18 protein-coding genes are annotated in these 19,182 nt (G+C 73.3%); 5 read left to right on the top strand and 13 right to left on the bottom strand.

Annotated elements, in window-relative coordinates; all coding sequences use genetic code 11:
• Positions 1-199: 199 nt before the first annotated feature.
• Positions 200-1,684 carry a serine/threonine-protein kinase gene (locus AB0K37_RS19495; RefSeq protein WP_363982742.1) on the top strand — a complete coding sequence of 495 codons (1,485 nt, stop codon included), beginning with the start codon at positions 200-202 and terminating at the stop codon, positions 1,682-1,684.
• 139 nt (positions 1,685-1,823) lie between these two features.
• On the opposite strand, the gene AB0K37_RS19490 is transcribed toward AB0K37_RS19495, so the two are convergent.
• The 13 genes from AB0K37_RS19490 to AB0K37_RS19430 form a co-directional block, all read right to left on the bottom strand.
• Positions 1,824-2,546, bottom strand: coding sequence for an MBL fold metallo-hydrolase (locus AB0K37_RS19490; RefSeq protein ID WP_363982739.1), 723 nt, complete (start codon positions 2,544-2,546; stop codon positions 1,824-1,826).
• Positions 2,543-3,361 carry a Cof-type HAD-IIB family hydrolase gene (locus tag AB0K37_RS19485; protein WP_363982736.1) on the bottom strand — a complete coding sequence of 273 codons (819 nt, stop codon included), beginning with the start codon at positions 3,359-3,361 and terminating at the stop codon, positions 2,543-2,545. The genes AB0K37_RS19490 and AB0K37_RS19485 overlap by 4 nt, the downstream gene beginning before the upstream one ends.
• Entirely contained in the window at positions 3,358-4,191 is an 834-nt protein-coding gene (locus AB0K37_RS19480) for an inositol monophosphatase family protein (RefSeq protein WP_363982733.1), read from the bottom strand. Before AB0K37_RS19480 ends, AB0K37_RS19485 begins: the two co-directional genes overlap by 4 nt.
• Positions 4,188-4,973, bottom strand: a complete 786-nt coding sequence (locus AB0K37_RS19475; protein ID WP_363982730.1) for an HAD family hydrolase — start codon at positions 4,971-4,973, stop codon at positions 4,188-4,190. The genes AB0K37_RS19480 and AB0K37_RS19475 overlap by 4 nt, the downstream gene beginning before the upstream one ends.
• Positions 4,970-6,103, bottom strand: coding sequence for an ABC transporter ATP-binding protein (locus AB0K37_RS19470; protein ID WP_363982727.1), 1,134 nt, complete (start codon positions 6,101-6,103; stop codon positions 4,970-4,972). The genes AB0K37_RS19475 and AB0K37_RS19470 overlap by 4 nt, the downstream gene beginning before the upstream one ends.
• A 2-nt stretch (positions 6,104-6,105) precedes the next feature.
• On the bottom strand, positions 6,106-7,929 hold the full coding sequence (locus AB0K37_RS19465; RefSeq protein WP_363982724.1) for an iron ABC transporter permease: 1,824 nt from the start codon (positions 7,927-7,929) through the stop codon (positions 6,106-6,108).
• Between the two features lie 65 nt (positions 7,930-7,994).
• The gene (locus tag AB0K37_RS19460) at positions 7,995-9,188 is read right to left on the bottom strand and encodes an ABC transporter substrate-binding protein (RefSeq protein ID WP_363982721.1); all 1,194 of its coding nucleotides are present in this window, start codon (positions 9,186-9,188) and stop codon (positions 7,995-7,997) included.
• A 57-nt stretch (positions 9,189-9,245) separates the two neighbouring features.
• Positions 9,246-9,905, bottom strand: a complete 660-nt coding sequence (locus AB0K37_RS19455; RefSeq protein WP_221493111.1) for a DUF47 family protein — start codon at positions 9,903-9,905, stop codon at positions 9,246-9,248.
• A complete protein-coding gene (locus AB0K37_RS19450) occupies positions 9,902-10,882 on the bottom strand; it encodes an inorganic phosphate transporter (RefSeq protein ID WP_363982717.1) in 981 nt (326 codons plus the stop codon). Before AB0K37_RS19450 ends, AB0K37_RS19455 begins: the two co-directional genes overlap by 4 nt.
• Positions 10,879-11,874: a Gfo/Idh/MocA family oxidoreductase gene (locus tag AB0K37_RS19445; protein ID WP_363982714.1), complete on the bottom strand. Its 996-nt coding sequence runs from the start codon at positions 11,872-11,874 to the stop codon at positions 10,879-10,881. The genes AB0K37_RS19450 and AB0K37_RS19445 overlap by 4 nt, the downstream gene beginning before the upstream one ends.
• A gap of 404 nt (positions 11,875-12,278) precedes the next feature.
• Entirely contained in the window at positions 12,279-13,202 is a 924-nt protein-coding gene (locus AB0K37_RS19440; protein ID WP_363982711.1) for a LacI family DNA-binding transcriptional regulator, read from the bottom strand.
• A 74-nt stretch (positions 13,203-13,276) separates the two neighbouring features.
• A complete protein-coding gene (locus tag AB0K37_RS19435; protein WP_363982708.1) occupies positions 13,277-14,629 on the bottom strand; it encodes a phytase in 1,353 nt (450 codons plus the stop codon).
• A 125-nt stretch (positions 14,630-14,754) separates the two neighbouring features.
• Positions 14,755-15,492 carry a GntR family transcriptional regulator gene (locus AB0K37_RS19430; protein ID WP_363982705.1) on the bottom strand — a complete coding sequence of 246 codons (738 nt, stop codon included), beginning with the start codon at positions 15,490-15,492 and terminating at the stop codon, positions 14,755-14,757.
• A gap of 164 nt (positions 15,493-15,656) precedes the next feature.
• Here AB0K37_RS19430 and AB0K37_RS19425 point away from each other — a divergent pair, with 164 nt between their 5' ends.
• The 4 genes from AB0K37_RS19425 to AB0K37_RS19410 all read left to right on the top strand — a co-directional run.
• Positions 15,657-16,538, top strand: a complete 882-nt coding sequence (locus AB0K37_RS19425; protein ID WP_363982702.1) for a TIM barrel protein — start codon at positions 15,657-15,659, stop codon at positions 16,536-16,538.
• Positions 16,535-17,494 carry a 5-dehydro-2-deoxygluconokinase gene (gene iolC, locus AB0K37_RS19420; RefSeq protein ID WP_363982699.1) on the top strand — a complete coding sequence of 320 codons (960 nt, stop codon included), beginning with the start codon at positions 16,535-16,537 and terminating at the stop codon, positions 17,492-17,494. Before AB0K37_RS19425 ends, iolC begins: the two co-directional genes overlap by 4 nt.
• Positions 17,491-18,399 (top strand): aldolase, encoded by a 909-nt coding sequence (locus AB0K37_RS19415; protein WP_363982696.1) that lies wholly within the window; start codon positions 17,491-17,493, stop codon positions 18,397-18,399. The genes iolC and AB0K37_RS19415 overlap by 4 nt, the downstream gene beginning before the upstream one ends.
• Positions 18,400-18,544: 145 nt before the next feature.
• The coding region (locus AB0K37_RS19410) for a thiamine pyrophosphate-binding protein (RefSeq protein WP_363982693.1) at positions 18,545-19,182 on the top strand (638 nt) is incomplete at its 3' end.

Here is a 19,182-nt window from a genome sequence, read left to right as displayed (position 1 = left end):
GTCAAAGGATCGTGGAGGCATCGTTAAAGACGCGCGGACGTAATTGAGGGATGATGGCGGGAACGTGAGTGGGCCGTCCACGCTTCCCATGCTCACCCGCTTCGAAAGAGCCACTGGCAGAAACCGCACCGGTTCGCTTCCATCGGGAGACGTCCCATGATCGAGTGCGGATGACGAACAACGGAAGATGAGGACTGCGGTGGACGCTCTACGGCCCGGGGACCCTCGTGCGATCGGCCGGTACGCGCTGTCGGCCCGCCTCGGCGCCGGTGGAATGGGGCAGGTGTTCCTGGGTTCGTCTCCCGGAGGCCGGCCGGTCGCCGTGAAGCTGGTCCATCCGGGTCTCGCCGCCGACGCCGAGTTCCGCAGGCGGTTCAAACGCGAGGTGGAGGCCGCGCGCCAGGTCGGCGGCTTCCACACCGCCCCCGTCGTCGACGCGGATCCCGACGCGGAGATCCCATGGCTGGTCACGGCGTACGTGCCCGGGCCGTCGCTCGCCGCCGCGGTCGCCGAGCACGGGCCGTTCCCGCCGGTCTCGGTACTCGCGCTGGGGGCGGGGCTGGCGGAGGCGCTGGAGGCCGTCCACGGCGCCGGCGTCGTTCACCGCGATCTCAAGCCTTCGAACGTCCTGCTCGCCGCCGACGGGCCGCGCGTCATCGACTTCGGCATCGCCCGGGCGGTCGACGCCTCCGGTGTCACCGCCCTTGCCGGGACCCCCGGTTTCATGGCACCGGAGTTGATCTCCGAGGGAACGCTCACCCCGGCGTGCGACGTGTTCGCCCTCGGCGCCGTTCTCGCCTACGCCCTGGGAGTCCGCCCGTTCGGGGAAGGGCCGGTGGAGGCGCTGACCTATCGGGTGGTGCACAAGCCGCCCGTTCTGGACGCTCTGCCCGCCCCGCTGAAAGGCGTCGTCGCGGACTGCCTCGCCAAGGACCCCGCCGCCCGCCCGGACCCGGCGGAACTGGTGGGAGTCCTCTCCTCTGCCGGTCATGGCGGTGCGTGGCTTCCCCCTCCCGTGCAGGACATGCTGACGCAGTATCACGTCACCGGCGCCACCACCCGCCCGCCGGCGAACGATGTGACGAGCGCCTTCGAGGACGACCGGACCCGAACGGCGCCGCCGCCCGACCGCCACCAGTCCGTGCGGTTCGAGGCCAGTGTCGCTCCCGTGATCCTCGCGCTCGTCGGACACGCGCTCCGCCTTTTCGCGGGGATCGCTCTCGGCCTGTTGACCGTGACCACCGCGGCCGGCTCCGTGGACTCGGCCGGCGTGTTCATCGCTCTGATGCTCGCGATCATGTCCGTTCTGGCCTTCTGGCTCGTGCGCGAGCCCGTGGTGTGGATGCTCCCCCTCCTGAACGCCCTCTGGAGGCCATGTGAACTGCGGGTCGGCGCCGAGGGCCTCGAACTCCAGTACGGCGGCCGCCGGGTCCACTACGGGTGGCACGAGATCGGCCGGGTCGTGGTGCGCCGCGCGAAGCCGGCCGGGTGGGCGGTCTGCGTCTTCCCGTTGCCGGGGACGCCCTTGCCTGCGGCTCGGGGGCCACGGACGCCGTTGTGCTATCTGGACAGGGGAAGCGGCTGGATCATGGTCGTGCCCGTCCACCGGCTCAAGGGCTCCCGCAAGGAGATCGAGATGACTCTCGCCAGGTACGCGGGCGCCCGGTGGGGAGGCAACGCCTGACCACTCCGGCGCAACGGCATCGCGCGGGTGGGCCACCCGCCCGGCGAGGGCCCGGGCGGGCGGCCTGGAGCCCGCCCTTGAGCGAGGAACGGCCGACCGCGGTGATGCGGTGGCCGAGCATCGCACACCCTGGATTCAGTCAGGCGATCAGTCTCAGGCCGGGGGTCGCCAGCGTCAGGGGGCCGTCGTAGGACTCGCGAGCCTCCCGCAGGGCGGCCATGGGATCCGCCCAGGGCCGCAGGTGGGTGAGGACGAGGTGGGCGGCGCCCGCCTCCTTGGCCAGGCGTGCCGCCTGCGTCGGGGTGAGGTGGGCGGCGGCGGAGCCGGGGGTGTCCACGGCCGCCGCCGCCTCGCAGAGGAGGACGTCCGTTCCCCGGGCCAGTTCCAGGAGCTCGGCGCATTCGCCGGAGTCGCCGGAGTAGGTGAGGCTCGCGGAGCCGGCGGTGACCCGGACGGCCTGCGCCGGCACCGAGTGCCGCACCGGAGCCGTCTCGATCGTCAGCGGCCCGAGCCCGGACGGCCCCGCGGGCGGCTCCCGCCAGTCGAGGGCCCGCGCGTAGCCGGCCGGGGCGGCGACGTGCGCCTCGGTGCCCGCCGGGGCGATCACGGGCAGCCGGGCGGGGGCGCCCCGGCGGTCCCGCAGGTAGGCGAGGGGTACCAGGTCCGAGCAGTGGTCGCGGTGCCGGTGGCTGATGACCACGGCGTCGATCGCGCACGGGTCGGCGAAGCGCTGCAGCGGTCCGAGCGCGCCCGTCCCGGCGTCCAGCAGGAGCCGGAAGCCGCCGTGTTCCAGCAGGTAGCAGGAGCAGGCGGCCTCCGGCCCCGGGACGGTGCCCGCGCAGCCGACGACGGTCAGGATCACGGCAGGACGCGGGCCACGAGGTCGGCGACGGCGCCCTCGGCGCAGGGGCCCACCACCACGTCGGCGGCGGCCCGGACGGCCTCGGCGCCGTCCCCGACGGCGGCGCCGAGCCCGGCGGCCTGGATCATGTCCAGGTCGTTCGGGTTGTCGCCGATCGCCGCGACGGCGCTGAGGGCCACGCCGCGGGAGGCGGCCAGCTCGCGCAGCGCCGTGCCCTTGGTCGCGCCCGCGGGCAGCGCCTCCAGGTAGGTGCTCTCGGACCTGACGAGGGTGACGCCCGACACGGCCGCCGAAACCACCTCCTCGGCCGGATCCATCAGCTCGGGGCGGTCGCAGATGAGCATGACCTTGACGATGTCGTCGAACGGCAGGTCGCCCCACGAGCCGATCCGCCTGAGCTCGATCCCGTCGCGGCGGGCGTACTCCAGCAGGGCCGGCGAGGAGCCCGTGGTGTGCGCGCGCCCCTGGGTGAAGGCGACCGGCCAGACCCCGGCGGGCAGTTCGGCGAACAGCAGCGTGAGCTTCGCCCAGGCGGCGACGCCGAGGCAGCGCCGGTGCAGGACGGCGCCGGTGCTGAGGTCCACCACGCGCGCCCCGTTGTACAGGATCGCGGGGGTCGTCAGGCCGAGCGTCCCGTAGTACGGCAGCGCGGCCTCCTCGCTGCGCCCGGTGGCGATGACGACGGTGCCGCCGGAGGCGATGAAGCGGCGCAGCGCCGCCAGGCTCGGCTCGACGATCCGCAGGTCGCGCCCGACGAGGGTTCCGTCCAGGTCGGTGACGATCCAGTCGACGGTCCTCAGTCCGGTGGCGCTCATGCGGGCTCACCGGCCTTCACGAGGCCCGCGACCTCGGCGATGACAGAACCGTCCAGGTCGAAGCCGGCCACGCACGCCAGGTAGCCGGGGGCCTCCCAGTCGCGGCCGCCGGGCTCCCCGTTCAGCGGCAGATAGGTGCCGCCGGCCTGCCTGACCAGCAGTACGGCCGCCGCGACGTCCCACGCGTTGACGGACGTGCCGTAGGCCACGTCCGCCCATCCGGCGGCGACGTGGGCGAGGGTGAGGGCGGCGCTGCCCGGACGGCGCACGGTGGCGAACGCGTCCACCAGCGAACCGAAGTTCCGCAGCGCCTCCTCACCGCGGCGGTGCATCTCCCGCGCGTTGGGGTAGCCGGTGACGAGCACCGCGGTCTCGTCGCGGGTGGCTCCGCGGCTGCGGATCGGCTCGCCGTTGCAGGTGGCGCCGTCGAGAGTGGCGGTGAACATGTCGTCGCGCACCGGGTCGTAGACGACGCCGGCCACCAGCTCGCCGTCGAGGGCCGCGCCGATGGACACGCAGAAGAACGGCAGGCCGACGGCGAAGTTGGCCGTCCCGTCGATGGGGTCGACGAACCAGCGCAGGTCGCCGTCGCCGCCGCCCACGCCGCCCTCCTCGCCGACGACCACGCTGCCGGGGGTGTGCTCGGCGAGCACCTGGCGGATCGTCTCCTCCGCCGCCCGGTCGTGCTCGGTGACCGGGTCGTGCAGGTCGCGCTTGTGATCCACCGGGGGACGCGACCGGAACGCCGTCCGCAGACGGTCCCCGGTGGCGCGGGCGGCGAGTTCGGCGATCCCGGCGAGCTCCCGTGAAGCGGGGACGTCGACGCTCATCGTTCTCCTTCTGTCGTGGCGGTGAGCAGGTCCAGCAGTCCGTGCCCGTCGTCGACGACGGCGTCGGGACGGCATCGGACCTCGTACGGGACGTCATGGGTGCCCTTGGCCACCATCAGCACGTTCCCGCCGACGCCGGCGCGGTGCCCGCACAGGACGTCCCGGTCGAAGTTGTCGCCGACGTACCAGGCGTCCGGCGGCTCGACGCCGAGCGCGCGGGTCGCGATCCAGATCATCTCCGGGTTGGGTTTGCGGATCCCGACCTCGTCGCTGTAGACCTCCAGGGCGAGCCTGCCCGCCAGCCCCGTCGACGCCGTGTAGTCGCGGTGCACCGCGCCGGACAGCGCGTTGCTGACGACCGCGCAGGGGATGCCGAACCCGGCGGCGGCGTCGAGCAGTTCGGGGATGCCGGGACGGGTGCGGCGGTCCTGCCGCAGTTCGCCCATCCGCTTGCACAGCGGGGTGGCGTGCGCGACGACGAGCTGCCGCGCGGGGGCGGGCCAGTCGGCCGCCACGTAGTCGCCCCAGAACGCGGCGTGGGTCATCTCGCGCGGCGCGTACGGGCGGGACATGGCGTCCTTCCAGCACTTGTCCGCGGCCGCGCCCGCCCTGATGTCGGTCTCGATCGCGGCGGCGTCCAGCTCGCGGGAGCCGGCGCCGGTGAGAAGGGCGTGAACCTCCTTGGCCAGGGCGGCCTGCCAGCCGTCCCGCCTGGAGGTCTCGACCAGCACGCCGCCGAAGTCCAGCAGCAGCGCCCGCGGCCGGCGCAGGGGCGCGGTCACAGGGCGGCCTTCTTGACGGGCGCGACGGCGTCGTCCCAGGCGCCCATCCGGGAGCCGTCCTCGGCGAACACGTGCAGCCGCCCGGGACGCGTCCAGCAGTGGAGCCGGTCGCCCGGGGCCGCCTCGGGGTCCTCGTGGGTGACGGCGAACAGGTCGGTGTCCAGGACGCGCAGCTGCACGGTCCAGCTCGATCCGGTCGGCAGGACGGTCTCGACGACGGCCTCGTCCGTCCAGGCCGCGTCGGGCACCTCGTCCCGCGACCTCGCCAGCTTCAGCGCCTCGGGGCGGACGCCCGCGCACGCGGGCCCGCTCAGGCCGGCGTTCTTCTCCACGAAGCGCAGCAGCGACCCGGCCAGCCCGTCGGGCTCGTCGCCGAGGGGGACGATGTTCATCGGCGGGCTTCCCACGAACTCGGCGACGAACCGGTTGGCCGGCCGCTCGTACATCTCCATAGGCGGCGCCACCTGCTGGAGTTCCCCCTCCGCCATGACGGCGATGTGCGTGGCCATCGTCATGGCCTCCATCTGGTCGTGGGTGACGAACACGACCGTCGCGCCCGTCTCCTCGTGGATGCGCTTCAGCTCCGTCCGCATCTCCAGGCGCAGCCGCGCGTCGAGGTTCGACAGCGGCTCGTCCAGCAGCAGGACGTCGGGGTCGACGGCGAGCATCCGCGCCAGCGCGACGCGCTGCTGCTGGCCGCCGGACAGCTGGGAGGGGTACCGGTCCATGCAGTCGGCGACGCGGACCTTCTCCAGGGCCTCCCGCGCGCGGGCCTTGCGGCGCTCCGCCGGCACCCGGCGCATCCGGAGCCCGAACTCGGTGTTGCCGCGGACGGTGAGGTGCGGCCAGAGCGCGTAGTTCTGGAACACCAGCCCCATGTCCCGCTTCTCCGGCGGGACGTAGACGCCGCGCTCGACCGAGTCCAGGACCCGGTCGCCCACGCTGATCTCGCCCTGCGTCGGCTGCTCCAGCCCGGCGATCATGCGCAGGGTGGTGGTCTTGCCGCAGCCGGACGGCCCGAGCAGGCAGGTGAAGGACCCGTCCGGGATGACGAGGTCGAGGTCCTTCACGGCGGCGCGGCCGCCGCTGACGTAGTTCTTGACCACTCCGCTGAGGGTGATGGCCGGCATGGTCAACCTCCGATGCCCGAGGCCAGGCTGCTCTTGGTGAGCCGCTGGGCCAGGTAGGTCATGGTGAACGAGAGCAGGGCGATGACGAGCACGACGCCGTTGGCGAGCTGGGTGTAGCCGTAGTCGACGAGCCCGATGGACAGGGTGGTGAGCAGCTGCGTCCCGGACGTGGTCAGCATGATGACGATGCTGAGCTCCTTCAGCCCGGAGATGAACGGCAGGACGACGCCGGTGACGAGCGCGCCCCGCTGGATCGGGATGATGATGCGGACCATCCGGGTCGGCCAGCGCGCCCCGCTGATCTGCGCGGCCTCCTCCGGCTCCCGGCCGAGCTGCATCATCGCCGAGATCCCCGACCGGGACGAGTACGGCAGGTGCGTCACCACCATCACCAGGACGAGCAGCGTGATCGTCCCGTAGAGGGCGGGCACGGGGCCGCGCCGGACGGCGAACAGCGACAGGCACGCGGCGGCGAACGCGATGCCGGGCACCAGGTACGGCAGGAACGACACCTGCCGCAGGAAGGCCGAGACGCGGCTTCCCGCGCCGCGCACCACCACGTACCCGATGAGGAGCCCGACGAAGCCGCAGACCAGCGAGGCCAGCCCGACGATCCGCACGCTGTTCCAGGCCGCCTCCCACAGCTCGCCCCCGCGCAGCACGCCGTGCGGGAACCCGACCGCGCCCTCGATGTCGGATCCGAACCAGTACCTCAGCGTGAAGTTGCCGGGGCTGAACACGCCGGGCGTCTTGGTGATCGTGGACAGCAGCAGCGTCAGCACCGGGATGACGACGCTCGCGGCGAAGACCGCCATCGCCAGCCCGAACGCGGGCCACCGCCAGCGGCGCAGGTCGCCGCGCCGGTCCATGGCGCCCTTCCCGCCTACCGTGACGAAGCGGCGCTGCTCGCGCACCAGCCGGGTGTCGACCACGACGACGAGCACCCCGACCAGCACGATCACGCCGGCGAGCGTCGAGGCGACGCCGGTGCTGCGGTCGCGGATCGCGTGGTACAGGCTCGTGGACAGGACGTTGTAGTCGCTCGGCAGCCCGAGGATGTAGGGGGTGCCGAACGTGCCGAGGACGCGGCCGAGGACGAGCAGCACCGCCGACGACAGCGCCGGCAGCATCAGCGGCAGCGTGATGCGGCGCAGGACCGTCCGGCCGCCGGCGCCGAGGATGCGCGCCGAGTCCTCCAGTTGCGAGTCGATGCGGCGCAGCGCGTTGCCGAACAGCAGCAGCACGAAGGGGTAGTAGTGCAGGCCGAGCGTCACGATGATCGGCACCGGCCCGTAGGCGAGCCAGTCGGGGGTGTGGATCCCTGCGCCCTGCAGGTAGCCGACCTGCCCGCCGGACCGCTCGTTCTTGAACAGCGACAGCCACGCCAGCGCGAACGTCCAGGACGGCAGCATGTACGGCACGACCAGAGCGCCGGCCAGGAACTTGCGGCCCGGGACGTTCGTGCGGGTCACGAGCCACGCCATCGACCCGCCGACGGCGAGCGCGAACGCGATGACGCCGACCGCGACCGTGAGGGTGTGCAGGAGCGGTTCCCAGAACAGCAGCCTGCTGACCGGGGAGCGGAACACCCGCCACAGGTAGTAGCTCGTCCAGGACCCGGCCCCCTGGCCGGAGCGTGCCTCGTCGCCGTACTGGACGCGGCCGGCGTCCGAGACGACGGAGACGAGCGGGGCGATGACGAGGTAGAGCAGCGCGGCGCTCAGGACGAGGCCGAGCAGCACGGTGGGGTTGCGCAGCAGGACGCGGGACCGGTAGAGCACGCGCCGGCCGCGTGACACGGGCCGTGCGGAGGCGGCGACCGCCATGGGTTCTTCCTCCGGGGTGGAGCCCGGCGGGCCGCTCGTGCGGCCCGCCGGGGGTCGGGCAATGCTCAGGAGTGGTTGACGCGCCAGAAGTCCTTGATGTCCTGGCGGTTGCGGAAGTCGGCGAGCAGCTTGTCGGAGGAGAACCAGTACAGCTGGGTGTTCCAGTCGGTGAGGCCGGGCGGGTTGTGCGGGCTCACCCCGACCGCGTCGTTGCCGGACACGCCGCCGGAGTGGGCCTCGAGGTCGAAGCCCTCCTTCGACATCGCGAAGTGGACGAACAGCTTGGCGGCGTTGGGGTGCTTGGACTTCGCCGCGATCGTCGCGAACTTGGGGTAGGCGAAGCCCGTCCAGGGGTTCAGGCCCTCGCAGACCTTCATGTTGAAGCCCTTGCCCTCCAGGTCGCGGAACTTGGCGATCGAGAACAGCCCGATCGTCGTCCGGGTCTGGTTGGGGGCGCCGACGGCGGTCGCGACGTCCTCGTCCTCGGTGGTCAGCACCGGGTCGTTCTTCGCCAGCCGCTTCACCCATTCGTGGGCGGCGTCGTCCTCCCCGGTCTTGAGCTTGCCCTTGCCGAGCTGCTCGTAGGCGGCCGCGAGCTTGTCGGAGCTCCGCTCCGAGAGCTGGGTGAACCACTGGGTGAAGACCTCCTTGCCCAGCGGGTCCTGCATCATGACCTTCCCCTTCCACTTGGGGTCGGTCAGGTCCCAGACGTTCTTCACCGGGCAGCCGCCGGGGTTGAGCTTGGGGTTGTAGGCGAACACGTACGCCTTCGAGATCATCATCAGCGGGTTCCGGTTCTTCTCGCCGATGGTCGCGGCGAGGTCCGGCGGGATCCAGGTGGTGACGATCTTCTGGGGGAGGAGCTGGCCGACGAGCATCGGGCCGTCCTCGAACAGGCTGACGTCGATGGTGACGTTGCCGGCCTGCGCCTCGCGCGTCATCTTCTCCGCGGTCGCGGCGGCCTTGGACTTCTCGCCCTCGGCCTTGATGCCGTACTTCTTCTCGAACGCGGCGGCCATGTCCTTCACGTCGCCGCTGCCGTCGTAGGCGAGGACGCTGCCCTCCTTCTTCGCGGCGGCGATCAGTGCGTTCAGGTCGAAGGACGCCGCGTCCTCCACGGTCACGGACGGGAGGGGCTGGTCGGCCCCGGCCTGCCCCCCGCTGGACGGCGCGCACGCGCTCAGCGCCGCCGTGGCGAGGGCGGCGGCGACGGCGGCTCCGGCCTGTGCCCGGCGCCCTCTCATCATGGTGCGGATCATGGTGGGTTCTCTCCTCGCGCTGTACCCGCAGCCCCGACCTGCGGCTTCATGGTTCGATCAGTGACTGCGTTTGAGCATCGCGTCCGACAACGCGTCGGCCGCCTCGCCGAGTCGCCGCCCCACCGCGTCCAGGCGGTCGAGCAGCTCGCGCCTGCGCAGGACGTCGATGTCGAGCGGGCCGGCGAACAGCCGGGTCAGCGCCGCCTGCCGGGTCTCCCGGACGCGGTTGCCGGCCTTGCGCGCGCCGAGCGCCGCGACGGTGACCGCGGCGGGCTCGGCGAGGACCTTCCGGACGGCGGTGTCGAGGGAGGTCAGCCCCTCCAGCACCGCGTCCAGCGGCGGGACGGCGAAGCCGAGTCCGGGCGGCCCGAACAGGTCGGCTTCGCGGACGAAGTCGCGGAGGTTGTCCAGGACGTCGTCGACGGAGCGGGAGAGCCGGTACAGGTCCTCCCGGTCTATGGGGGTGGCGAGGACGCCGCGCAGCATCGCGGCGAGCGCCGCGCGCTCGGCGTCCCCCGCGTGCTCGATCTCGGCCATCCGGGCGCGGGCCTCCCCGGAGGGGACCCGGCCGGCGGCCATCTCCCGGGCCAGCTCGGCGCCGTCGCGGACGGCGCGGATCTGCCGGGCGACCTGCCCGACGACCCGGTCTCCGGAGCGTCCTCGCAGGTCGTCCCAGATGAGCCGGACGCGGCGGACGGGCCGGACGGCGGCGCTCACAGGGTCCTCACCGCGACGCCGCCGAGCGTCCCCGCGGCGAACGCGAACGGCAGCGTGAACAGCCACGCGGCGCCGATGCCGACGACGTTCTGCCAGCGCACCCGGGAGGCGCCCTCGCTGGCGGCGACGCCGACGACCCCGGCGGTGACCGACTGCGTCATGCTGACCGGCGCGCCCGCCAGCGAGCTGGCCGCGACCGACGCGGCCGCCGCCGCCTCCGTGGACACCACGTGCAGCGGCCGGGCCAGCACGAGCCCGCGCCCCAGCCGCTCGCCCACCCGGTGGACGGCGCTCAGCGCGCCGGCGCAGAAGACGACGGCGATCGCGATGAGCACCACCGGGGTCGGCTGGACGGGGCCGACCCCGCCGAGCCGCCGCGTGGACACCACGTGCCGCGCCACGCTGACGACGGCGAGCATCTTCTGCCCGTCGTTGGCGGCGTAGGCGGCGCACTGGGCGGTGTAGGCCAGGACGTGAGCGGTCCGGACGGCTCCGGGCATCCCGGCGAAGGACGGCACGCGCCGCGACGCGAGCCCGAGGCCGAACCCGACGGACGTGCCGACCAGCGGGGCGGCGGCGCCGACGACCAGGACGAGGCCGAGCCCGCCCCAGGCCACGTCCAGGCCCATGCCGAGACCGGCGCCGCCGATGCCGCCGACGATCGCCAGCGTCAGGCTGGTCGGCAGTCCGCGCCTGGTGAGCCCGGCGACGACGGCGAGCGCGACGGTCACGCCGAGCAGGAAGGCGAGCGCGCCGCGCCGGTCGCCGAGGTCGGTGAGGCCCTCGGTGAACGTCCGCGCGACCGTGACCGTCACCTGCGGGACCAGGACGAGGGGCACGAGCACCAGCGCGGTCAGCAGCAGCCCGGACGAGCGGGGGTAGCGCCCGCTGAGGCCGAGCAGGGCCGCGCCGTCGTTGACGCCGGTCATCCAGACGAAGGCGAGCGCGACCGCGCCGAACGCCGCCGCCCAGATCACCGGAGCTCCGCGACCGGGACGCGGCGGCCCTCGCGCAGCGAGAGCGTGGCGGCCTCGGCGACGAGGAACGCCTCCAGCGCGTCGTCGACCGTGCAGGGGCTGCCCGTGCGGCCCCTCGCCATTTCCAGGAACGTTCCAATCTCGTTCGCGTACGCGGGTTCGAAGCGTTCCTGGAAGTCGGTCCACGGATCGCCGGGAGGCCAGTCCACGCCGGGTTCGGCCGACCGGAGCGGAGCGCGCTCGTCGAGCCCGACCACCCAGGTGCCGGCGGTGCCCGACAGCTCCATGCGCACGTCGTATCCGGCGCCGTTGTACCGCGAGCCCTGCATCGTGGCGAGCGTCCCGTCGTCCATGACCAGGACGGCGGCGCTGGTGTCCACGTCCCCGGCGGCCGAGAAGTAGGCGTCGCCGCGGTTGGCGCCGACGGCGGTGACCGAGTCGACCTCCCGGCCGGTGACCCAGCGCAGGATGTCGAAGTCGTGGATGTGGCAGTCGCGGAAGATCCCGCCGGACGAGCGGACGTACTCGGCCGGCGGCGGCGCCGGGTCGGCGGTGACCAGGTGGACGCGGTGGAGCGCTCCAAGACGACCGTCGAGGACGGCCTGCCGCGCCGCCGCGTATCCGGCGTCGAACCGGCGCTGGAAGCCCACGTGCACGGGCACCCCCGTCTTGGCGGCGCGGTCGCGGACCTCCAGCGTCGTGCGCAGGTCGGGCGCGACCGGCTTCTCGCAGAACGCGGGGACGCCCGCGTCGCAGGCGCGGACGAGCAGCTCGGCGTGCGTGGACGTCGGCGTGGCGATGACGACCGCGTCGAGCCCGGCGGTGAGCACCGCCTCCGGGTCCCCGGCCCGGGCGCCGATCGGGCCGGCCAGCGCCGCGGCGCGGCGGACGTCGGCGTCTCCGATCAGCAGGGTGTCGACCTGGGGATGGCCGCCCAGGAACCGGGCGTGCGACGCCCCGATCCGCCCCGCGCCCAACAGTCCGACCCGCATGGTGCCTCCCATGGCTGTCCGATCGGATGGCGAGTTCATCTGATGGACCGGCGGCGGACACCGGTTGTTCATCTGCTCGTCATCTTCGTGTGGCTTGGGGCACATTTGTAGCCCGCGCCGGAACGGTCGTCAAGACTTTGTTCTTACATCTTGACGTTCTGACTTGGACTGGAGTCTTCCCCCGTGCCGGCCGCGGCCGTGCGGAGCTGCGGGAACGCCGGGACGCGGCTCGGCTCCGCCCGGCCGCGTCCGGCCAGAGGCGGTGTGCGAGGCCGCGCGCACGGCGGAATCGCGTGCCGCGGGCACGGCGGATCCACGTACCGCGGGCATGGCTGAAGGGCGTGCCGCGGATCCGGCCGGAGCCGAGAGGGCACGCCTTCCGGGCGTCGCTTCCGGGGCCCGGGCTACCGGGTGGTGTCGCGCTCGTCGAGGACGGGCGGGACGGTGACGCGCCGGGTCTTCGCCGGCGCGTCACCGTCCCCGATCCGGTCCAGCAGGATCGCGGCGGCCTCGCGGCCCATCTCCGCGGGCGGCGAGGCGATCGTCGTCACCCCCGCGGCCCGCGCCCCCGGCGGATCGCCGTGGACGATCAGTGAGACGTCGTCCGGCACGCGCCTCCCGGCGCGCAGCAGCGCGGCGAGCGCGGCGACGCCCGTCGTGTCGCCGAGCGCGAGGACGGCCGTCGGCGGCTCGTGCGGCCGCCACAGCTCGTCCGGACGGGCGACGACGGCGCCGGACGGGCACGCGCGGCGCAGGGGCGAGGGGCGGGGACCGAGATCGAGGCAGGCGACGCGGTGGTGGCCGAGGTCCGCCAGGTGCCCGAGCGCGCGCTCGACGGCCGCGGCGCCGTCGCCGGTCACGCAGTCGACGCGGTCGGAGCGGACGGAGCGCCCGACCACGGTCACGGCGCATCCGGCGGCGGCGCGCTCGATGTCGGCGGCGGGCAGCTTCGGCCCCGCCAGCACGACGCCGTCCGGGCGCAGGTCGAGCAGGTCGTCCAGGGCGGCCCGCTCGCGCGCCGGGCCGCCGCGCCCGGTGGCCAGCAGCAGGCGGACGCCGCGCCGGGCGGCCTCGTCGGCGAGCCCGTCGTAGACCGCGCCGTACCAGGGATCGCGGAGGTCGGAGAGGAGCACGCCGATCATGCCCGTCCGGCCGGCCGCGAGGCCCCGCGCCATCATGTTGGGCCGGTAGCCGAGCTCGCGGGCCGCCCGGAGCACCGCCTCGCGGCGCTCCCTGCCGACCTTGGGGGAGCCGCGCATCACCAGCGACACGAGCGCGCGCGACACTCCGGCTCGCGCTGCCACGTCCTCCAGGGTCGGGTGGGTCATGCGGTGTTCTCCCGGGTACGGCGAGTCGCCGCCATGGCCGGCATGGCGGCGACTCGCGTCGGTGCGGTTCGCTGCTAGTCGCGCGGGTCCCAGTCGCCGGGCGTGACGTCCAGGTCGAGCGGGTCCGCCACATCCTCCCAGTCCACCAGCTTGAAGTTGGTGTTCTCCCGGACCTCGCCGTTCCCGTCGGTGACCGTGGGGGTGTTGACGCCGTCGTGGACGACGAGGAGGCCGTTCTCGAAGCCGCCGACGGGGGCGCTGGTCACCATCGCCCCGTCGCAGACCTCCGATCCGTCGACCGTCGTTCCGGCGGCGACGCGGAAGTGGCCGAGGTACTGGCGCGGGTCCTGGCGGTCGTAGACCACGAAGGTGTCGTCCCCCTGGCTGGAGGCGAGCAGGTAGCCCTCGCCGTCGTCCTGCCGGTAGATGGACAGGCCCTCGGCGTCTGCGGTCAGGTGCCTGCCTCCGACACCGGGGTCGGGCCCGCTCGGGTTGCACTCCTCGGTCTCGGGGTCGTAGGCGGCGGGCACGCCGTACTCCCGGACCTTGTCGACGAGCTGCGGCGAGCCGCTGCCGAGCGGGATGCGCCAGATGCCGACGTCCTCCTGGGCGGCGAAGAGCACCCCGTTCTCGGGGTCGGCGACCATGCCCTCGACCTGTGGTCCCTCGCCGGGGTCCTCGCAGGGCGCCCAGGTGCCGCCGCCCGGCAGGGCGAACGAGGTGGGCAGGTCGACGTCGCGGACGTGCCGGTAGGTGACGGTGCCCGCGGCGGTGGCCTCCAGCCGGACGGTGCCGATCCGGGAGGTGTGCCGGCGGCTGAGCGCGACGTAGGAGGTGCCGCGGGAGTCCTTCCAGGACGCCAGCCCGTACGCCGTCGCCTGCTCGTTGATCTCGTCGAGGGAGGACGAGAAGACGGGCGGGGCCGCGGGGTCGGTGACGTCGGTGAGCGGGGCCCGGTGGTCCTCGGCCTTCGCGGGGTCGATCGCGTAGGTGCGGACGGTGTCGCGGCCGCGGTCGGACACGACGGCCAGGTCGACCTTGCGGCGGCCGAGCTGGAAGCCGTAGATCAGGTCGACGTTGTTGAACCGTCCGGGCTCGTCGCCGGGCCGGGGCGGGGTGGGGGCGGCGAGCCGCTGGATCTCCCGGCCTGCGGCGTCGTAGACCGCGAGGCCGCCCTGCTTCAGGGTCGCGACGATCAGGTCGCCGTCGCGGTCGTCCGGGTGGCTCCAGATGGCCGGGTCGTCGGCGTTGGCGTTGCCGCCCGCGTCGTCGTCGAGGTTCGCGGGCGTCTCCAGCGCGGCGCGGACCTGGGCGAGCTCGTCGCCGTCGGCGGCCGCGGGGACCGCGGACAGGAAGGCCGCGGCGAGCGCGGCGGTCGTCGCCGCGGCCGCCAGGCGGACGCCCTGGGGGGTGGGTCGCAACTGCATCGGGTTCCTCCTGATGCGTGGGGGATGCCTGAACGGTAGGCATTAGAGCGCTCTAATTCAATAGAGCGCTCTAATCGATCAAGAGATTTTCACCGGGCGTTCGCCGGCGGGCCCCGGCGGGCCGGCTAGCGCTCGACGAGGGTGAGGGCGAAGGAGTACCGGTCGGCGCGGTAGACGTGGCAGCCGTACTCGATCGCGCCGCCCTTGTCGTCGTAGGCGGTGCGGGTCATGGTCAGCAGCGGGACGCCGCGCCGCTCGTCCAGCAGCCGGGCCTCGGCCGCCGTCGCCCCGCGGGCGCCGATCGTCTGGTTCGCGATGCGCAGGTTGATGCCGGTCGCGCGCAGCAGTTCGTACAGGCCGTGCTCGGCGAGGTCGGCCTCGCTGATCCTGAGCAGGTCGAGCGGCAGGTAGTTGGTGAGCAGGGCGAGCGGCTCGTCGCCGGTGAACCGGATGCGGCGCATCCGGGTGACCTCGGCGCCGGGCGGGACGCCCAGCTCCTTGGCCACCTGGTCCTCGGCGGGGACGGTGCCGAGCTCCAGGACCTCGGTGCGCGGCTCGCGCCCGGCCGCCGCCAGATCGTCGTGCAGGCTGGTCAGCTCGATCGGGCGGCGGATCTCCGACTGCACCACCTGGGTGCCGACGCCGCGCTTGCGCACCAGCAGCCCCCGGTCCACCAGGTGCTGGATCGCCTGCCGGACGGTCGGGCGCGACAGCCCGCACCGGTCGGCCAGCTCGACCTCGTTCTCCAGACGGGTGCCCGGGGACAGCTCGCCCTCCCGTATCGCCGCCTCCAGCTGCTGCGCGAGCTGGTAGTACAGCGGGACGGGGCTGCTGCGGTCCACGGTCACGCGCGGTCGGTACACCCGGCGCCTCCTCTCGTCGGGACGATCGTACCCGCCGCCGTCGGTTAGCTTATTACCTCATAATGTCATAACAAACTATTGACAACCCTTCCCGGCCTTCAGCAGACTCGGCGAGGCCGATGCCGAGCACGGAGCCGGGCCCGTCCCAGGGAGATGGTGAGCCAATGATCAACGACCGCGTCGCGGGAGCCCCGATCTCGTGGGGGGTGTGCGAGGTGCCCGGCTGGGGGCACCAGATGGACCCCGGGCGGGTGCTGGCGGAGATGCGCGATCTCGGGCTGGCCGCCACGGAGTTCGGTCCGGACGGCTTCCTGCCGGCCGGGGCCGGGGAGCGCGCCGCCCTGCTGGCCGAGTACGGGCTCCGCGCGGTGGGCGGCTTCGCGCCCGTCGTGCTGCACGACCCGGACCGCGACCCGCTGCCCGAGATCCGGCGGGTCCTGGCCGGCTTCGACGTGGAACGCTCCAAGTCGGAACTGACGCTGGTGCTGGCCGCCGTCCACGGCCTGGAGGGCTACGACGAGCGTCCTCCCCTCGACACCGCCGGGTGGACGGCGCTGCTGACCAACCTCGACCGGATCGCCTCGCTGGCCGCGGAGGCCGGCGTGCGGGCCGTGCTCCACCCGCACGTCGGAACCATGGTGGAACGATCCAACGAGGTCCGGCGCGTCCTCGACGGGTCGGGCGTGCCTCTGTGCCTGGACACCGGCCACCTGCTGATCGGCGGCACCGACCCGGTGGAGCTGGCGGCGGGCTCCGCCGAGCGGATCGCGCACGTGCACCTCAAGGACGTCGACGCCGAGCTCGCCGAGAGCGTGCGGCACGGCCGCACGCCCTACACCGAGGCCGTCCGCGCCGGCCTCTACCGCCCGCTCGGCGCGGGCGACGTCGACATCGCCGCGATCGTCGGCTCTCTCGAAGGCGCCGGCTACGACGGCTGGTACGTCCTGGAACAGGACACCGTGCTGGACCGCGAACCCGCCCCCGGCGCCGGCCCGCTGGCCGACGTCCGCGCCTGCGCCGAGTTCCTCGCCGGGATCGGCTCATGAGCGGCGCCGCGTCCTTCGACGTCATCACCATGGGCCGCGTCGGCGTCGACCTCTACCCGCTCACCTCCGGTGTCGGGCTGGAGGAGGTCGAGACGTTCGCCCGGTTCCTCGGCGGCAGCGCCACCAACGTCGCCGTCGCCGCCGCCCGGCACGGCCGCCGCACTGCCGTGATCACCCGGACCGGCGCCGACCCGTTCGGCCGCTTCGTCCGCCGGGCGCTCGCCGAGTACGGCGTCGACGACCGGTACGTCGCCGACGTCCCCGGCCTGCCGACCCCGGTGACCTTCTGCGAGCTGTTCCCGCCCGACGACTTCCCGCTGTACTTCTACCGCTTCCCGAAGGCTCCCGACCTGGAGATCCGGGCGGACGAGCTGGACCGGTCCGCGATCGAGGGCGCCGGGGTGCTGTGGGTCACGATGACGGGGCTGTGCGCCGAACCGTCCCGGACGGCGACGCTGTCCGCGCTCGGCGCCCGCCGCCGGGACGCTCTCACCGTCCTCGACCTCGACCACCGGCCCATGTTCTGGGAGTCGCGGGACGAGGCGCGGCGCTGGGCGGGCGAGGCCCTCGAACACGCCACCGTCGCGGTCGGCAACATCGCCGAATGCGAGGTGGCCGTGGGGGAGGCCGACCCTCTCCTCGCCGCCCGCGCGCTGCTCGACCGGGGCGTCCGGCTCGCCGTCGTCAAGCGCGGTCCGGACGGCGTCCTCGCCGTCGACGCCGAGGGCCGCACCGCCGAGGCGCCGCCGGTGCCGGTCGAGGTCGTCAACGGCCTCGGCGCGGGCGACGCGTTCGGCGGGGCGCTCTGCCACGGGCTGCTGTCCGGCTGGGACCTGCCGCGCGTCCTGGGCTTCGCCAACGCGGCCGGCGCGATCGTCGCGTCCCGGCTGGCGTGCTCGGCGGCGATGCCCGCGACGGACGAGGTGCTGGCACTGGCCGAGCAGGTGGCCGCATGACGCTCGACATTCCGGTGCCGTCCGCCGACGCGCGGGCGGAGAGGATCGCGGGGCTGACCGAGGTGCGGGTGATGCGTCCGGAGGCGGTCGCCGAGGCGGCGGAGCGCAGGACCAGGCAGGACTCGCTGGTCGGGGAGTCGGGGCGGTTGATGCTGCTGGCCGCCGATCATCCGGCGCGTGGCGCCCTGGCGGCCGGTGGCGATCCACTGGCGATGGGCGATCGGGGTGAACTGCTGGACCGGTTGTGCGTCGCCCTGGAGCGGCCGGGTGTGGACGGCGTGATGGGCACGGCGGATGTGATCGAGGATCTGCTGCTGCTGGGCGTGCTGGAGCGCAAGGTCGTGATCGGTTCGATGAACCGGGGCGGCCTGGTGGGTTCGGCGTTCGAGATCGACGACCGCTTCACGGCCTACAGCGCGGACGCGATCGCGGCGTCGGGGCTGGACGGCGGCAAGATGCTGGTGCGGGTGGACGATGACGACCCGGCGACGGTGCGCACGCTGGAGGCGTGTGCTCGGGCGGTGTCGGAGCTGGCCGAGCGTGGGCTGATGGCGATGGTGGAGCCGTTCATCTCCCGGCGGGTGGACGGGCGGGTCCGCAATGACCTGTCGCCGGAGGCGATGACGCGTGCGGTCGCGATCGCGTCGGGGTTGGGGACGACGTCGGCGTACACGTGGCTGAAGGTGCCGGTGGTGGCGGACATGGAGCGGGTGATGGCCGCGTCCACGCTGCCCGCGCTGCTGCTGGGCGGGGAGGTCGCCGCCGATCCCGTCGCCGCGCGGGAGGGCTGGCGCCGTGCCCTGCGTCTTCCCACGGTCCGGGGCCTGGTGGTCGGCCGCTCCCTGCTGTACCCACCGGACGGTGACGTCGCCGGAGCCGTGGACGCCGCAGTGGAACTCCTGTGAACGAGGAATCGAGGGGAGTGCCGGGTGACGGCCGGCACTTCCCGCATGCGCCGGCCGGGCCGGCGGGTATCCGGAAGAGCCGGGAGAGGCGGCCGGTCGATGCCCGGCTGCCGTCGCCCCCGGCACGCGGTGTGGAGGAACGGTCATGAGGTTGACGGTGGCGCAGGCGCTGGTGCGTTTCCTGGCTGCGCAGTACAGCGAGCGGGATGGTGAGGAGCGGCGGTTCTTCGCGGGGTGTTTCGGGATTTTCGGGCACGGCAACGTGGCTGGGGTGGGGCAGGCGCTGCTGGAGCACGGTGATGAGCTGCCGTATTTCATGGCGCGTAATGAGCAGGCGATGGTGCATGCGGCGGCGGGTTACGCGCGGATGAGTGACCGGCTTTCGACGTTGGCGTGTACGACGTCGATCGGGCCGGGTGCGACGAACATGGTGACGGGTGCGGCGCTGGCGACCATCAACCGGTTGCCGGTGCTGCTGCTGCCGGGGGACATCTTCGCCACGCGGACGGCGAATCCGGTGTTGCAGGAGTTGGAGGACGCGCGTTCGTTGGACGTGTCGGTGAACGACTGCTTCAGGCCGGTGTCGAAGTACTGGGATCGGATCAATCGTGCCGAGCAGTTGCCGGGGGCGTTGCTGGCGGCGATGCGGGTGTTGACCGATCCGGCCGAGACCGGTGCGGTGACGTTGGCGCTGCCGCAGGATGTGCAGGCCGAGGCTTTTGATTGGCCGGAGGAGTTGTTCGCGCGGCGGGTGTGGCGGGTCGCGCGTGCGGTGCCCGAGCC

It is taken from the genome of Actinomadura sp. NPDC049753 (assembly GCF_040674655.1).
In the GTDB taxonomy this organism is placed as follows: Bacteria; Actinomycetota; Actinomycetes; order Streptosporangiales; family Streptosporangiaceae; genus Spirillospora; species Spirillospora verrucosospora.
Note: the sequence above shows the minus strand (reverse complement) of the source record. Positions and strands in the feature narration are given on the sequence as shown.

What these genes read in the sequence shown, in the direction of transcription:
- AB0K37_RS19425 (WP_363982702.1), top strand. Translation starts at nt 15,657, where the DNA reads ATGATCAACGACCGCGTCGCGGGAGCCCCGATCTCGTGGGGGGTGTGC.
- iolC (WP_363982699.1), top strand. Translation starts at nt 16,535, where the DNA reads ATGAGCGGCGCCGCGTCCTTCGACGTCATCACCATGGGCCGCGTCGGC.
- AB0K37_RS19465 (WP_363982724.1), bottom strand. Translation starts at nt 7,929, where the DNA reads ATGGCGGTCGCCGCCTCCGCACGGCCCGTGTCACGCGGCCGGCGCGTG.
- AB0K37_RS19460 (WP_363982721.1), bottom strand. Translation starts at nt 9,188, where the DNA reads ATGATCCGCACCATGATGAGAGGGCGCCGGGCACAGGCCGGAGCCGCC.
- AB0K37_RS19470 (WP_363982727.1), bottom strand. Translation starts at nt 6,103, where the DNA reads ATGCCGGCCATCACCCTCAGCGGAGTGGTCAAGAACTACGTCAGCGGC.
- AB0K37_RS19440 (WP_363982711.1), bottom strand. Translation starts at nt 13,202, where the DNA reads ATGACCCACCCGACCCTGGAGGACGTGGCAGCGCGAGCCGGAGTGTCG.
- AB0K37_RS19480 (WP_363982733.1), bottom strand. Translation starts at nt 4,191, where the DNA reads ATGAGCGTCGACGTCCCCGCTTCACGGGAGCTCGCCGGGATCGCCGAA.
- AB0K37_RS19435 (WP_363982708.1), bottom strand. Translation starts at nt 14,629, where the DNA reads ATGCAGTTGCGACCCACCCCCCAGGGCGTCCGCCTGGCGGCCGCGGCG.
- AB0K37_RS19415 (WP_363982696.1), top strand. Translation starts at nt 17,491, where the DNA reads ATGACGCTCGACATTCCGGTGCCGTCCGCCGACGCGCGGGCGGAGAGG.
- AB0K37_RS19485 (WP_363982736.1), bottom strand. Translation starts at nt 3,361, where the DNA reads ATGAGCGCCACCGGACTGAGGACCGTCGACTGGATCGTCACCGACCTG.
- AB0K37_RS19445 (WP_363982714.1), bottom strand. Translation starts at nt 11,874, where the DNA reads ATGCGGGTCGGACTGTTGGGCGCGGGGCGGATCGGGGCGTCGCACGCC.